A 14,620-nucleotide genomic window follows, 5' to 3' on the forward strand; every position below is an offset into this window, starting at 1 on the left:
GCAGTGAGCCTGCTCGAAGTGCGCGATCTCCATGTCGAGTTCCACACCCGCGACGGCGTCGCCAAGGCCGTCAACGGCGTCAGCTACGAGGTGGATTCCGGGGAGACCCTGGCGGTGCTGGGGGAGTCCGGCTCGGGCAAGTCGGTGACGGCGCAGGCGGTCATGGGCATCCTCGACATTCCGCCCGGCCGGATCGCCGCCGGTGAAATCGTCTTCCAGGGGCGGGATCTGCTCAAGCTCCCGGAGGCGGAACGGCGCAAGATCCGCGGCTCCAAGATGGCGATGATCTTCCAGGACGCGCTCTCCTCGCTCAATCCGGTGCTGACGGTGGGCTACCAGTTGGGTGAGATGTTCCGGGTGCACCAGGGGGCCTCGCGCAAAGAGGCGCGAGAAAGAGCCGTGGAGCTGATGGAGCGCGTCCGTATTCCGGCCGCGCGGGAGCGGGTGGGGGATTATCCGCATCAGTTCAGTGGGGGTATGCGGCAGCGGATCATGATCGCGATGGCGTTGGCGCTGGAGCCGGATCTGATCATCGCGGACGAGCCGACGACGGCGCTGGATGTGACGGTTCAGGCGCAGGTGATGGAGCTGCTCGCTGAGTTGCAGCGGGAGTTCAACATGGGGCTGATTCTGATCACTCATGATCTGGGGGTGGTCGCGGATGTGGCGGACAAGATCGCGGTGATGTACGCGGGCCGCATTGTGGAGACGGCGCCGGTCAAGGAGCTGTACCGGGCGCCCGCGCACCCGTACACGCGCGGTCTGCTGGACTCCATCCCCCGCCTCGACCAGAAGGGACACCAGCTCAGCGCCATCAAGGGGATGCCGCCCAGCCTGCTGGAGATCCCGCCCGCCTGCGCCTTCAACCCGCGCTGCCCCATGGCGCGCCCGGTGTGCCGCACGGACGAGCCACCGCTGTACGAGGTCTCCGAGGACCGGGCCAGCGCATGCCACTTCTGGAAGGAGATGCCCGATGTCCCCTGACCGCTCGGGGCGCAAACAGGCCAAGGAAGAGGGCAGCGCGGCGCGCCGCCTGCTGGCCAGGTCGCACGCCGGGAGCGCCTACGCGGCGGGCGAGGCCATCTTGGAGGTGCGGGACCTGGTCAAGCACTTCCCGCTGACCCAGGGCATCGTCTTCAAGCGGCAGGTCGGCGCGGTCAAGGCCGTGGACGGCGTCTCCTTCGACCTGCGCCAGGGCGAGACGCTGGGCATCGTGGGGGAGTCCGGCTGCGGCAAGTCCACCGTCGCCAAGCTGGTGACCCATCTCGAAGAGCCCACCTCGGGCACCATCCGCTACAAGGGCGAGGACATCACCAAGCTCTCGGGCCGCGCGCTCAAGGCCGTACGCCGCAATATCCAGATGGTCTTCCAGGACCCGTACACGTCGCTGAATCCGCGGATGACGGTCGGCGACATCATCGGGGAGCCGTTCGACATCCATCCGGAGGTGGCTCCGAAGGGCGACCGGCGGGGCAAGGTGCGGGAGCTGCTCGATGTGGTCGGGCTGAACCCCGAGTACATCAACCGTTACCCGCACCAGTTCAGCGGCGGCCAGCGGCAGCGGATCGGTATCGCGAGGGGGCTGGCGCTGCGCCCGGAGATCATCGTCGCCGACGAGCCCGTCTCCGCGCTCGACGTCTCCGTCCAGGCGCAGGTCATCAACCTGATGTCACGGCTTCAGGACGAATTCGGCCTCTCCTACATCTTCATCGCGCACGACCTGTCCGTGGTGCGCCACATCTCCGACCGGGTGGGGGTGATGTACCTCGGCAAGATCGTGGAGATCGGTACGGAGGAGGAGATCTACGAGCATCCCACGCACCCCTACACCCAGGCGCTGCTCTCGGCCGTCCCGGTCCCCGACCCCGAGGCGGAGGCGGTGCGCGAGCGGATCGTACTGGAGGGCGATGTGCCCTCCCCGGCCAACCCGCCCTCGGGCTGTCACTTCCGCACCCGGTGCTGGAAGGCGCAGCATCGCTGCGTCGTCGAGGAGCCGCTGCTGATCGTCCCCGAGAACTTCGCCCGGTCCACGCCCCAGGAGGCGGTGCACCACCCTTCGGCCTGCCACTTCGCGGCCGAACGCACGGCCGTCCTCCCCCGCTCGACGGACTGAACGCGCGCTCCCCGGCGTGCGGCGGCCCGCGACCGGCCGGACGTACCGCAGGCCGGACGGCGGACGGACCGCCTGGCCGGACGTACCGCCTGGCCGGATATGACGCCCCGGGCGGGGCCGCGCGCTATGCGCTCTTCGACGGCACTCCGAGGGAGACGGGGCGGCCCTGGTAGGCGGAGACGGTGTGCGGGTCCTGCCGCTCCCCCCGGGAGAGGACCAGCAGCACCGCGATGCCGACCACGACCTCGAACGCGCTGGTGAGCAGGTGCAGTTGCTGCTCGATGCTCGCGTCGCCGAAGTGCCCGAACTGCTCCGTCCTGACGGCGTACGCGGTGGTGAAGGCTCCGGATGCCAGCACGGGGGCGGCGACGATCAGGCCGAGGGGGCGGGAGAAGGGAGCCCCGGCCAGCGCGCCGACGGCCGCGACCAGCGCCATCAGGACAATGGTCCAGGCCGTCCAGGCGGGCGGTACGTCCAGGAGCCGTACGATCGTGCGCTCGCCGGTCAGCAGCCGCTCGTAGCGGTCCCAGCCGGCCTCTTCCGCGGTGTGGATCTCCCACACCGCCAGCACGGCGGCGCCCGCGCCCAGCAGGAGGAAGGCGGCGACCGCGCCGCCCCGGGTGGGCCGGGCGGGGAGTTCCTCGGCGGGATCGGAGGGCGGGGAGCCGTCCCCGGCGCCGGAGGCGGGCGGCTGGGCTGGGCGGCGGCCCGCGACGGCGGTGATGACCAGCACGGCGCCGAGCGCCACCGCCGCGATGGTGCTGAAGAGCACCTTGCTGATCAGGCCGTCCGAGATGCCCTGTATCCAGTCGGCGTTGAGGTTCCACAGGCCCGGGAGGCGCAGCACCACGGTGAGCGCGCCCGTGCCGGCGAGTATCGCGCCGGCCGAGGAGGAGCGCACGGCGGTGGCGGCGGCGACGGCGTAGACCAGCAGCAGCATCGGCTCGGTGGACGAGGCGACCCAGACCCCGTCCTCGGAGCGGGCCAGCAGACCCGTCCAGTTCCACCAGACGTCGGTGACCTCGTCGGCCTTGACGAAGTCGCGGATTATCCAGCCCAGGCTGAGGAGCGCGAGCGCGGCTGTCAGCAGCGCGCCGAATATGCGCGCGCCGCGGGCGAGTGTGCGGTGATGGCCCATGTCCCTCGGCTCCCCGTGGGTGCGTGTCGCATGCCTCAGATGTCCTTGTGATCGCCGCCGGCCCGAGCGTTCAGACGCGGGAGTGACGAACATGCGACCGATCGGCCCATGTTCTCACGGCCTTCACAGCCTTTACGGCGTGCACGATGCACACGGCTTACGCGATGGACACGGGAGGTGCACGACATCCGCACCGCGGAGGGCCCGGCGCGAGGGCTCCGGCGCCCGTCCGACGTACGCACTTCAGGGTGGCGAATTCGCATATCGGGCAGACATCGGCCGAGTTGCGGAGCCGTTAAGGCGTTTGCTGCTGACTTATATCGCTATGTCGCCTCGAAGTTCTCGGTGTCAAGCACGTGGCGACCTCGATCTGCGCAATGTTCGCTCAAGAAAGCGCGTGACAGCTGCCGGAGGGTCCAACACCTCTTGACTCGGGGTTAATCGAGTTGCGAAAGTCCGCTCAACCCAGCCCGCATCACGGTCAACGATCCGGGTTCCGGCGAGAATTGAGCGCGGGAGCACAACGCGATGACGAGTCCTTCCCAGGCTGTGGCAGCCGGGGCCGACAGCCCTGGCCCTGATGGCGCGGGTCCCAGTTCTACGCGAGTTGAAAACAAGAGTGAGCTTGTGGGCCGCTCCCCGGGGCAGCTCATGTGGATACGTTTCAAGCGCGATCGCACCGGGGTCATATCCGCCCTGATCGTGCTTGCGTTCTTCGCGGTCGCGTTGCTCGCGCCGCTGATCTCCAAGCTGTACGGCAAGGACGCGTACACCCGCTACGGGCAGACGATCCCGGGGCTGTTGAACGACAACGGCTACCCGGTCAAGCCCAACGGCGGCATCAGCTCCGAGTACTGGTTCGGCCTCGAGCCCGACCTCGGCCGCGATGTGTTCATGCAACTCGTCTACGGCATCCGCACCTCGCTCTCGCTCGCGATCGCCATCACCCTGCTCTCCGTGATCACCGCCATCGTGATCGGCGTCGCGGGCGGCTACATCGGCGGTCGGACCGACTATCTCCTCGGCCGGTTGACCGACTTGATGATGTCGTTTCCCAACCAGCTGTTCTTCATCGCCTTCACCCCGGTGATCACCGCGCTGTTCGTGGACCCGCGAGACGAGATGCCTACCTGGATGCGTGCCTGCGTGCTCATCTACGTCATGTGGCTGCTCGGCTGGATGACGCTGGCCCGGCTGCTGCGCGGCCAGACCCTCTCGCTGCGGGAACGGGAGTTCGTCGAGGCGGCGAAGGTGGCGGGCACCCCGCCCAGCCGGATCATCCGCAAGGAACTGCTGCCCAACCTGGTGACGCCGATCCTGGTGCAGTCCACCTACATGCTGCCGAACAATGTCACCGCCATCGCGGGTCTGTCGTTCCTCGGCGTCGGCATGCTCGAACCCACACCCGACTGGGGCCGGATGTTCGCGACAGGAGCCGACGTCTATCAGAGCGACATCACCTACATGTTCTTCCCGGGCGGCGCGATGGTGATCTTCATCCTCGCATTCAACCTGCTCGGAGACTCGGTCAGGGACGCGTTCGACCCGAAGTCGGGCCGATGAGAGCAGGACGCGACCGAGTGGTGGGGGGCGCTGCCACCCCGTGCGCCAACAGTCAGGCAGCGACGGACAACCGACAGGCAGGTGCAGAGACCACCATGAGAGTGACCATACGCACGGCCCGCGCCCCCCTCGCGGCGCTCGCCGCCGGGGCGCTGTTCCTCACCGGCTGTAGCAGCGGCGGGGGCGGGGACGACGGCGGGGACGCCAAGGCCAAGAAGCAGGGCAAGGACATCGCCTACACCTTCGCCGACGCCGCCGGCTCCAAGGGGCCGGCCCCCGAGATCAAGGGCGCCAAGTCGGGCGGCACCATCAAGGTGCTCCAGCGCGACAGCTTCGCGCACCTGGACCCCGCCCAGATCTACGTCAGTGACGAAGGCGCGCTCGCCACCCTGATCCATCGTGGGCTGACCAGCTACAAGAAGGACAGCGACGGCAAGTACTCGGTCGTCGGCGACCTGGCCACCGACAGCGGCCAGAAGTCCGACGGCGGCAAGACCTGGACGTACAAGCTCAAGGACGGCATCAAGTTCGAGGACGGCTCGGCCATCACCTCGAAGGACGTCCGCCACACGATCGAGCGGACCTTCGCGCCGTTCATCACGGAGGGCCCGACCTTCATCCAGCAGTGGCTGGCCGACACCGGCGGCACCGAGTACCGCAAGGTACTCAAGGACGGCCCGTACAAGGGCAAGCACCTGCCGGACAGCATGCTGGAGACGCCGGATGACCAGACGGTCATCTTCCACTTCAAGAAGCCGCAGGCCGAGCTGCCCTACGCGCTGGCCATGGCGGGCTACGGCGTGGTCTCCAAGGAGAAGGACACCAAGGAGAAGTACGACAAGAAGCCGCTCTCCTCGGGTCCGTACAAGATCGCCTCGTTCAAGTCCGGCAAGAGCATGAAGCTGGTCAAGAACAAGGAGTGGAGCCCGAACACGGACCCGGGACGCCACCAGTACCCGGACGCTTTCGACATCCAGTTCGGTGTCTCCTTCGAGGACTCCACCAAGCGGCTGATGTCGGACTCGGGCGAGAACAAGACCGCCACGAGCTTTACGAACCAGGTCGACGCCTCCAGCATGCAGGAGGTGCGTACCAGCGCCGACATCAAGAAGCGCTCGGTCTCCGGCTTCCAGTCCTACGTCGGCTACATGAACATCAACAACGACCGGATCAAGGACAAGAAGGTCCGCCAGGCCATCGCCTACGCGATGCCCTCGCAGTCCATCGTCTCCGCCTTCGGCGGCTCCGGCGGCGCCCAGCTCGCGGGCAACTACATCAGCCCGACGCTGGTGGGGCAGAAGCCCACCGACCCGTTCGGCAAGCTGAAGAAGCCGCAGGGCGATGTCACGAAGGCGAAGAAGCTGCTGAAGGAGTCCGGCAAGACGGGCATGAAGCTCACCTTCGCCTTCCAGAACGCTCCCGAGTGGCAGAAGTTCTCCGTCGCCGCCACCGACAACCTGAAGAAGGCCGGCTTCAACGTCCAGAAGAAGGACATCATCGCCGACACGTACTACGACCAGGTCGGCAAGATCAAGAACGACTACGACATTTACCACAACTCCTGGGGCGCCGACTGGCCGAGCGCCTCGACCGTGGTGCCCAACCTGTTCGACGGCCGCCAGGTCCAGGACGGCGCGGCGAACTACTCGCACCACAAGAACCCGAAGTTCGAGAAGGAGATGGACCGCATCCGGGCCATGTCCGACCCGAACAAGGCGGCCGAGGAGTGGCAGAAGCTCGCGGACAAGATCCTCAAGGAGGACGTCCCGGCGGTTCCGCTCCAGTACTACAAGGCGATCCAGCTCTACGGATCGAACATCGGCGGAGTCTATTTCGACGAGTCCCTGCACGACATCAACCCGACGTCGCTCTACGTCAAGAAGAAGTAGCGCGCCCCGGCACCTGAGCCCCGGCACCTGAGCCCCGGCATCTGAGGTCCAGGCCGTGACCGCCGCCGTCCGCCCGCTCAGCCGGGCGGACGGCGCGGGCCGGAACTCCCGGGCGCGGTCCGGCGCCTCGCGGCCCCCGGCACACCCGCCTTCTCAGCCGTCCCGACCGTCTCGATTCCGCTGTCGCACCGAGAGCTGCGTTCCGTCATGCTGCGATTTCTCCTCCGCCGGTCACTCGGCGCCGTGGTGATCCTGCTGATCATCAGCGCCGTCACCTTCTTCCTCTTCTACGCCGTCCCCCGGGACCCGGCGATGCTGGCCTGCGGCAAGAACTGCACGCCGGACGCGCTGGAGGTCATCCGCCGGAACATGGGCATCGACGAGCCCGTCCCGGTCCAGTACTGGCACTTCATGGTCGGCATCTTCGCCGGGCGGACCTTCGCCCAGGGCGCCTGCCCCGCACCCTGCTTCGGCTACTCCTTCGCCAACCAGGACCCGGTCTGGCAGACCATCGTCGACCGCTTCCCCACCACGGTCTCGCTGACGATCGGCGGCGCCGTCGTCTTCCTCGCCATCGGACTGGGCTCCGGCATGATCGCCGCCTGGAAGCGCGGCACGATCGTCGACAAGGTCTTCAGCTCCGCCTCGCTGGTGCTCAGCTCCATGCAGATCTACTTCATCGGTCCGCTCGTGCTGGCGCTCGTGGTCTACAAGATGGAACTGCTGGACCAGCCCAAGTACGTGCCGATCACGGAGGATCCGGCCGGCTGGTTCCTGGGGCTGCTGATCCCGTGGCTGGTGGTTCAGATCATCTTCACCGCGAACTACACCCGTCTGTCGCGCTCCTCGATGATCGAACAGCTCCAGGAGGAACACGTCAGAACGGCGCGGGCCAAGGGTATGTCGTCGAAGTTCGTCTTCTTCCGCTACGCCTGGCGCGGCTCGCTCATCCCCATCATCACCATCTTCGGCGTGGACCTGGGCTCCCTGTTCGGCGGCGCGATGATCACCGAGTGGACGTTCTCGCTGCCGGGGCTGGGCACGCTGGCGGTCAAGTCGGTGCAGAACACCGACCTGCCCATGGTGATGGGCGTGATGCTCTTCGCGGCCACCTTCATCATCCTCTTCAACATCATCGTGGACGCCGCCTACGCGTTCATCGACCCGCGCGTGCGGCTGTCCTAGGAGATCCGGCACCATGACCACCCTGACCAAGGAAGCGGACATACCTGCTCCGCGCGGCTCGGGCGAGGGGGACGCCTTCCTCTCGGTGCGCGACCTGTATGTGCACTTCGCCACCGAGGACGGCACCGTCAAGGCCGTGGACGGGCTCTCCTTCGACCTGGAGCGCGGCTCGACCCTCGGCATCGTCGGCGAGTCCGGCTCCGGCAAGTCGGTCACCAACCTCTCGATCCTCGGGCTGCACAACCCCAGCTCGACCGAGGTGTCCGGCGAGATCCTGCTCGACGGGCAGGAGCTGACCGGAGCCCGCGAGAAGACCCTGGAATCGCTGCGCGGCAACAAGATGGCGATGATCTTCCAGGACGCGCTGACCGCGCTCTCGCCCTACTACACCATCGGCCGGCAGATCGCCGAGCCCTACCGCAAGCACATGGGCGTCTCCAAGCGGGAGGCGCACCTGCGCGCGATCGAGATGCTGGACAAGGTCGGCATCCCCAACCCGAAGACCCGGGTCAACGACTACCCGCACCAGTTCAGCGGCGGCATGCGCCAGCGCGCCATGATCGCCATGGCGCTGGTGTGCAACCCGGACCTCCTGATCGCGGACGAGCCGACCACCGCCCTGGACGTCACCGTGCAGGCCCAGATCCTCGACCTGCTCAAGGACCTCCAGCAGGAGTTCGGCTCCGCGATCATCTTCATCACCCACGACCTCGGCGTGATCGCCAACGTCGCCGACGACATCCTGGTGATGTACGGCGGCCGGGCCGTCGAGCGCGGCAGCGTCGGCGAGGTGCTGCGCAGGCCCCAGCACCCCTACACCTGGGGCCTGCTCACCTCGATGCCCCGGCTGTCCGGCGACGTCAACGAGGCGCTCTCCCCGATCCACGGCACCCCGCCCAGCCTGCTCGCGCCCCCGCCCGGCTGCCCCTTCCACCCCCGCTGCACCTTCGTGGACGAGGTGACCGGCGGCCTCTCCTGCGACAGCGACCGGCCGCCGCTGCCCGAAGGCCGCGGGGCCGCCTGCCACCTGACGGCGGAGCAGAAGCGCACGTTCTTCGTCGAGCAGATCAAGCCCAGGCTGAGCTAGGCCCTGTCGTCAAGAGGACAGGCAGAGGGAGAGAGAAACAGACCCATGAGCGATGACCTCACCCTGACCAAGCCGGGCGACGAGCCGGCGGACCGCGTTCCGGCCGGGCATCCGGGGGAACCCCTGCTGCGCGCTGAGGACCTGGCCAAACACTTTCCGATCATGGGGGGCTTCCCCTTCAAGCGGAAGGTGGGCGAGGTCCAGGCCGTCTCCGGCATCGACCTGAGCGTCCATGCGGGGGAAAGCTTCGGGCTGGTGGGCGAGTCCGGCTGCGGCAAGTCCACCACCGGCCGGCTGCTGACGCGGCTGCTGGAGCCCACCGGCGGAAAGATCACCTACGCGGGGCAGGACATCACCCACGCCAACCGCAAACAGATGGCGCCGATCCGCTCCGAGATCCAGATGATCTTCCAGGACCCGTACTCGTCGCTGAACCCGCGGCAGACCGTCGGCTCCATCATCGGCAGCCCCATGGAGGTCAACGGCATCAACCCGCCCGGCGGACGCGAGAAGCGCATCCGGGAGCTGCTGGAGACCGTCGGTCTCAACCCCGAGCACTACAACCGCTTCCCGCACGAGTTCTCCGGCGGCCAGCGCCAGCGCATCGGCGTGGCCCGCGCCCTCGCGCTGGAGCCGAAGCTGATCGTGGCCGACGAGCCGGTCTCCGCACTGGACGTCTCCATCCAGGCGCAGGTCGTCAACCTCCTCCAGGAGGTCCAGCGCGAGATGGGCATCGCCTTCGTCTTCATCGCGCACGACCTGGCCATCGTGCGGCACTTCTCGGAGCGGGTCGCGGTGATGTACCTCGGCAAGATCGTGGAGGTCGGCGAACGCGAGGCCATCTACGCCCGCCCCCGCCACCCCTACACCCACGCACTGCTGTCGGCCGTACCGGAGGCGGTGCTGCTGGCCGACGATGATGAGGCAGCAGCGGAAGCAGCGGAAGCGGCGGAAGCAGCGGAAGCAGCGGGGGCTGACGGGGTAGCCGGGGCCCGGGATCCTGCGTCCGCCGGCGCCAAGGAGCGTATCCGGCTCGCCGGTGACGTGCCCTCACCGATCAACCCGCCCTCCGGATGCCGCTTCCGCACCCGCTGCTGGAAGGCGCGGGACAAGTGCGCCACCCAAGAGCCGCCGCTGGTGCAGATCCCCGGGAACACCGCCGGGCACCTGACGGCCTGCCACTTCCCGGAGGAGCCCACGACGGCCGCGGCGGCCCGCAGCGAGGACATCGTCCTGGACACCGCGCTGCGCGCCATGGAGGAAGCGCCGGAGGAGACGGTGAAGACGAGCTGAGGCCCGCCCGCGGCCGGCCGCGAGGGTGCCCCGCTGTCGCAGGCCCTCGCAGGCCCTCGCGGCGGCCCCTCCGGTCCGCCCGGTCCGCGTCAGTCCACGCCCAGCGACCGCTTCAGGAAGCCGACTTGGAGCAGGAGCAGGTTCTCCGCGACCTGCGGCCCGCTCGCCATGTGGGTGACCCCCGAGAGCGGCAGCACCTCGTGGCCGCGCCCGGCCGCCAGCAGCGCGGAGGACAGCCGCAGCGCGTGCGCGACCACGACGTTGTCGTCGGCCAGCCCATGAATGATCATCAACGGCCGGTGCGGGTCGTCCTCGGTCACCTCGGAGAGTCCCTCGTCGGTGATCAGCGACGAGCGCGCGTACACGGCCGGATCGTCCTGCGGGGTGCCGCAGTACCGCTCGGTGTAGTGCGTGTCGTACAGCCGCCAGTCCGTCACCGGGGCGCCCGCGACCGCCGCGTGGAAGACATCGGGACGGCGCAGCACCGCCAGCGCCGCGAGGTAACCGCCGTAGGACCAGCCCCTGATGCCCACCCGGGTCAGATCCAGCGGAAAGCTGTCGGCGAGCGAGTGCAGGGCCTCGACCTGGTCGTCCAGGGTGACCCGGGCCAGATCGTGGTGGACGGCCTTCTCCCAGCCCGGCGAGTATCCGGGCGTGCCCCGTCCGTCGGCGGCGATGACGGCGAAGCCCTGGTCGGCGAACCACTGGGCCGTCAGATGCGCGTTGTGCGAGGCCACGACCCGCTGCCCGTGCGGCCCGCCGTAGGGGTCCATCAGCACCGGAAGCGGACCATCCCCCTCCTGGTATCCGCTGGGCAGCACCACGGCGGCCGGGATCCGGCGCGCCCCGGTGTGCAGCAGCCGGGGCGCGGTCGTGAGCACGGGCGTCTCGGCACCGGAGGCGATCACCCCGGCCGCCGCGAACTCCGTGCTCTCGTCGGCCCCTTCAGTCCCTTCGGCCCCTTCGCTCCCCGCATCCCCTTCTCCGTCCCGCCGCAGTACCGTCGCGCGCGAGCCGGGCCGGTCCGGAGCCGCCGAGGTCAGCACGAGTGTGCCGCCGCCCCGCACCGCCGAGGCCACGTGCGGGCCCTTCTCCGTCGCGAGGCGCATGGGCTCGCCACCGGCCAGCGGCACCCGGTAGACGCCCACCTCGCCGGGCGCGATACGGCCGGCGGTCTCGCCCTCGGAGGCGGAAACGAGGATGTCTTCCTCGCCGATGTCGACAACGGACCGCACATGCAGGCCGGAAGAGGTCAGCTGCCGTGCGCCCGCGAAGAGCACCCGTGCGCCCTTACCGTCCGGGGCGCTCTCCCCGTCTTCTCCGGGTTCGTCCGAGATCCGGACGAGGCTTCCGTCCGGCGCCCAGGCAGGCACACCGGCGAAGAGTTCTAGCCAGATTGGATCTTTCTCCGAGAGTGTGACGGACGTCGCTCCGCTGTCCGTGTCCACGCTCAGATACACGGCCTCCCGCTGGTCCCGGCTCTGCGCCAGCAGCAGCGGCGGGCCGTAGGACGACCAGTGCACCCGGGCCAGATACGGGTAGCGCTCGCGGTCCCAGGAGACCTCGGTACGGGACCCGTCGAGGCCGACCAGATGCAGTGTGACCTCGGCGTTCGCGGTCCCGGCCGCCGGGTAGGGCACCCGCGCGGGCTCACGGTCGGGGTGGGTCGGGTCGGCGATCCACCAGCGCCCGACGGGCGCGTCGTCCACCCGCGCGACCAGCAGCCGGTCCGAGTCGGGCGACCACCAGAACCCCCGGGTTCTGGACATCTCCTCGGCGGCGATGAACTCCGCGAGCCCCCACGTCACCGTCTCGGCCCCGGATTCGGCCAGCACCCGGTCGCTGCCGCCCGAACCGTCCTCGTCGGCGGCGATCACCCGCAGGGCGCCGCCCGACACATAGGCGATGTGCCGCCCGTCCGGGGCGGGCCGCGGGTCCACCACCGGGGTCGGCGTCGGCAGCTCGCGCGCCGTCCCCGCGCGCAGCCCAGCGGTGAACAGCCGCCCCGAAAGAGCGAAAGCGGCCATCTCCACGGAAGTGTCGGTGGCATATCCGACCACTCCGGCGGTGCCCTCCCGGCTGCGTTCGCGCCGCGCGCGCTCCTCGGGCGACAGCTCCTCCTCGGCGCCGCCCAGGAGCGCGCGGGGGTCGGCCGCGATGCGCTCCGTGCCCTCGCCCACATCCCGCACCCAGAGGAGATGTGCCAGGTCAGCGCCGTCACGCGAGCGCAAAAAGGCGACGCGAGTGCCGTCTGGGGCGACAGTGAAGGCCCTCGGAGCCCCAAGTGTGAATCGGTGGGTACGCGCGTGCTGCTGGGGGAAAGTCGTAGCCATGCGGCCGACCGTACTTGTCCCCGAGTCCGCTTGGGACCGGTTCGGGACCCGGGTGCGGGCCGATGGTCAGGTCGTGTGCAGTTGGCTGGAACTGAATATGCGCCCCTCCTCTGCACCTGTGCACCGACCCGTGCGGTCGCGCGGATAATTATGATCCGTTGCGCATGGTGGGTGCTGGGTATGAAGCCGGTGGCTCATCCATGCCGGAGCGAGCCGGCAGTCTCGTGTGACCGAACAGATCCCGTACCGACCGCGCGTAATTGGAGGTGAACCGCCGTGGCACTCTCGATTTCGGCGGTGGTGCTGCTGGCTGTCATCGTCTTCCTGCTCGTGAAGAAATCCGGGCTGAAGGGCGGACACGCGGTGGTCTGCATGTTGTTGGGCTTCTACCTGGCCAGCTCGTCCATCGCGCCCACGATCAACGACCTGACGAGGAACGTCGCCGGAATGATCGGCGGCCTCAAGTTCTGACCTGCGGGCCCGCGCGCGGGCCCGCATCGTAGGCTCAGGGGCATGAGCGCTGCGTTTCCCCGGGGCACGGCCCCCGGCTCACCGGCCGCCCCCGGGCGCCGTCTGCTGCTGGTGCACGCCCACCCGGACGACGAGTCCATCACCACGGGCGCCACCATGGCCAAGTACGCCGCAGAGGGCGCCCACGTCACCCTCGTCACCTGCACCCAGGGCGAGGAGGGCGAGGTGATCCCGGCGGCGCTGGCCCAGCTGGCGCCCGACCGGGACGACACACTCGGCCCGTACCGCGCCGGCGAACTGGCCGCCGCCATGCGTGCGCTGGGCGTGCGCGACCACCGCTTCCTGGGCGGGCCGGGGCGCTACCGCGACTCGGGCATGATCGGCGCCCCGCAGAACGAGCGCCCCGGCTGCTTCTGGCAGGCCGACGTGGACGAGGCGGGCGAACTGCTCGCCGAGGTGATCCGCGAGGTGCGCCCCCAGGTGCTCGTCACCTACCGACCCGACGGCGGCTACGGCCACCCCGACCACATCCAGACCCACCGCGTCGCCACTCGCGCCGTGGAACTCGCCGGCCGCGAGGGGCGCGCGGCGGACGGCGCCCCCGCCGCCCCGCACCACGTCGAGCGCGTCTACTGGAACGTCGTCCCGCGCCCCGTGCTCGACGAGGGCTTCGCCGGGCTGCGGGCCGCCGCGCGGGCGGGGGAGGTCTTCCCCTTCCCGGGCTTCACCGGCGAGACGGGCTTCGCCGTACCCGACGACGTGCCGGGGGTGGTGGAGAGCGCGGCCGAGGTGGATGTCACCGTGGACGCCCGGAAATACGAGAAGGCGAAGACGGCGGCGATGGCGGCACACGTGACCCAGATTTCGGTGCGGGAGACCTCGCGGGGCGACTTCTTCGCGCTGTCCAACGGACTGGGCCAGCCGCTGACCGGCCTGGAGTTCTTCCAGCGCGCCGACCGGGCGGCGGGCTCGGCCGGTGTCGGAGCCGTGGACGCCGCCGACGACCTCTTCCTGGGAGTGAGCGCGTGAGCGCGACGGGCAAGACCGCCACGGGCCGGGGTGCGACGGGCGGCGGCGCGGGCGGAAACGGCGGGGGGACGGGCGAAAACGGCGGGAGCGCTGGGAACGGTGTGAACAGCCCCGGATGGGGTGCCTTTCCCGGGGCCGCGGGTGCGCGCGCCGCCGTCTACGCCGGGCTGGCCGTGCTCGGCCTGCTGACCGGCGCGGCCGGTGTCCTGGTGCAGGCCGCGTGGTTCCCGCTCGGGCTGCTGATCGCGCTCGCGGCCGCCGTCGGCCTCTTCCGGGGCGGCGCCAAACTGTGCCGTACGAAGGTGGGAGCGGCGGCGCCGGGGGCGGGATGGGCGGTCGCCGTGATGCTGATGACCACCTCGCGCCCGGAGGGCGATTTCCTCTTCGGCGCCGGGATTCCCTCCTATATCTACCTGTTCGGCGGACTGCTCGCGGCTGTGATGTGTACCACGCTGGCACCGTCGGCGCCCCCTGTGCAGGCGAACAAATACCGCTGAGAGGGCTGTTACCGGGCGATTC

The 14,620-nt window shown here is 69.2% G+C and carries 12 protein-coding genes; 10 read left to right on the forward strand and 2 right to left on the reverse strand.

The window, feature by feature from the left end; all coding sequences use genetic code 11:
* Positions 1-3 precede the first annotated feature (3 nt).
* Together ABD339_RS06640 and ABD339_RS06645 are read left to right on the forward strand one after the other, a co-directional pair.
* Positions 4-984 (forward strand): ABC transporter ATP-binding protein, encoded by a 981-nt coding sequence (locus tag ABD339_RS06640; protein WP_344563180.1) that lies wholly within the window; start codon positions 4-6, stop codon positions 982-984.
* Positions 974-2,113 carry an ABC transporter ATP-binding protein gene (locus ABD339_RS06645; RefSeq protein ID WP_344563182.1) on the forward strand — a complete coding sequence of 380 codons (1,140 nt, stop codon included), beginning with the start codon at positions 974-976 and terminating at the stop codon, positions 2,111-2,113. The genes ABD339_RS06640 and ABD339_RS06645 overlap by 11 nt, the downstream gene beginning before the upstream one ends.
* Positions 2,114-2,237: 124 nt before the next feature.
* On the opposite strand, the gene ABD339_RS06650 is transcribed toward ABD339_RS06645, so the two are convergent.
* Positions 2,238-3,251: a hypothetical protein gene (locus ABD339_RS06650; protein ID WP_344563184.1), complete on the reverse strand. Its 1,014-nt coding sequence runs from the start codon at positions 3,249-3,251 to the stop codon at positions 2,238-2,240.
* 528 nt (positions 3,252-3,779) lie between these two features.
* Between ABD339_RS06650 and ABD339_RS06655 the strand changes: the two genes are divergently transcribed.
* The 5 genes from ABD339_RS06655 to ABD339_RS06675 all read left to right on the forward strand — a co-directional run bounded on the left by ABD339_RS06655 (position 3,780) and on the right by ABD339_RS06675 (position 10,268).
* On the forward strand, positions 3,780-4,814 hold the full coding sequence (locus ABD339_RS06655) for an ABC transporter permease (protein WP_344563186.1): 1,035 nt from the start codon (positions 3,780-3,782) through the stop codon (positions 4,812-4,814).
* A 95-nt stretch (positions 4,815-4,909) separates the two neighbouring features.
* Entirely contained in the window at positions 4,910-6,703 is a 1,794-nt protein-coding gene (locus ABD339_RS06660; protein WP_344563187.1) for an ABC transporter substrate-binding protein, read from the forward strand.
* 207 nt (positions 6,704-6,910) lie between these two features.
* Positions 6,911-7,888 carry an ABC transporter permease gene (locus tag ABD339_RS06665; RefSeq protein WP_344563189.1) on the forward strand — a complete coding sequence of 326 codons (978 nt, stop codon included), beginning with the start codon at positions 6,911-6,913 and terminating at the stop codon, positions 7,886-7,888.
* 13 nt (positions 7,889-7,901) lie between these two features.
* Positions 7,902-8,975 carry an ABC transporter ATP-binding protein gene (locus ABD339_RS06670; protein WP_344563191.1) on the forward strand — a complete coding sequence of 358 codons (1,074 nt, stop codon included), beginning with the start codon at positions 7,902-7,904 and terminating at the stop codon, positions 8,973-8,975.
* 45 nt (positions 8,976-9,020) lie between these two features.
* Positions 9,021-10,268, forward strand: coding sequence for an ABC transporter ATP-binding protein (locus ABD339_RS06675; protein WP_344563193.1), 1,248 nt, complete (start codon positions 9,021-9,023; stop codon positions 10,266-10,268).
* An 89-nt stretch (positions 10,269-10,357) separates the two neighbouring features.
* Here the strand turns inward: ABD339_RS06675 and ABD339_RS06680 are convergent, their stop codons facing one another.
* Complete coding sequence (locus ABD339_RS06680; protein WP_344563195.1) at positions 10,358-12,601, reverse strand: S9 family peptidase; 2,244 nt, start codon at positions 12,599-12,601, stop codon at positions 10,358-10,360.
* A gap of 276 nt (positions 12,602-12,877) precedes the next feature.
* On the opposite strand from ABD339_RS06680, the gene ABD339_RS06685 reads away from it, so the two are divergent.
* From ABD339_RS06685 to ABD339_RS06695, 3 genes are all read left to right on the forward strand, one after another.
* A complete protein-coding gene (locus ABD339_RS06685) occupies positions 12,878-13,072 on the forward strand; it encodes a hypothetical protein (RefSeq protein WP_344563197.1) in 195 nt (64 codons plus the stop codon).
* 42 nt (positions 13,073-13,114) lie between these two features.
* Positions 13,115-14,101: an N-acetyl-1-D-myo-inositol-2-amino-2-deoxy-alpha-D-glucopyranoside deacetylase gene (gene mshB, locus ABD339_RS06690; protein ID WP_344563199.1), complete on the forward strand. Its 987-nt coding sequence runs from the start codon at positions 13,115-13,117 to the stop codon at positions 14,099-14,101.
* A 101-nt stretch (positions 14,102-14,202) separates the two neighbouring features.
* Positions 14,203-14,598 (forward strand): DUF6113 family protein, encoded by a 396-nt coding sequence (locus ABD339_RS06695; RefSeq protein ID WP_344563769.1) that lies wholly within the window; start codon positions 14,203-14,205, stop codon positions 14,596-14,598.
* Positions 14,599-14,620 lie beyond the last annotated feature (22 nt).

The organism is Streptomyces axinellae (genome assembly GCF_039532135.1).
Classification (GTDB): domain Bacteria; phylum Actinomycetota; class Actinomycetes; order Streptomycetales; family Streptomycetaceae; genus Streptomyces; species Streptomyces axinellae.

Coding starts and splice junctions, on each gene's coding strand:
- ABD339_RS06670 (WP_344563191.1), top strand. CDS start 7,902: ATGACCACCCTGACCAAGGAAGCGGACATACCTGCTCCGCGCGGCTCG.
- ABD339_RS06675 (WP_344563193.1), top strand. CDS start 9,021: ATGAGCGATGACCTCACCCTGACCAAGCCGGGCGACGAGCCGGCGGAC.
- ABD339_RS06665 (WP_344563189.1), top strand. CDS start 6,911: ATGCTGCGATTTCTCCTCCGCCGGTCACTCGGCGCCGTGGTGATCCTG.
- ABD339_RS06645 (WP_344563182.1), top strand. CDS start 974: ATGTCCCCTGACCGCTCGGGGCGCAAACAGGCCAAGGAAGAGGGCAGC.
- mshB (WP_344563199.1), top strand. CDS start 13,115: ATGAGCGCTGCGTTTCCCCGGGGCACGGCCCCCGGCTCACCGGCCGCC.
- ABD339_RS06650 (WP_344563184.1), bottom strand. CDS start 3,251: ATGGGCCATCACCGCACACTCGCCCGCGGCGCGCGCATATTCGGCGCG.
- ABD339_RS06655 (WP_344563186.1), top strand. CDS start 3,780: ATGACGAGTCCTTCCCAGGCTGTGGCAGCCGGGGCCGACAGCCCTGGC.
- ABD339_RS06680 (WP_344563195.1), bottom strand. CDS start 12,601: ATGGCTACGACTTTCCCCCAGCAGCACGCGCGTACCCACCGATTCACA.
- ABD339_RS06660 (WP_344563187.1), top strand. CDS start 4,910: ATGAGAGTGACCATACGCACGGCCCGCGCCCCCCTCGCGGCGCTCGCC.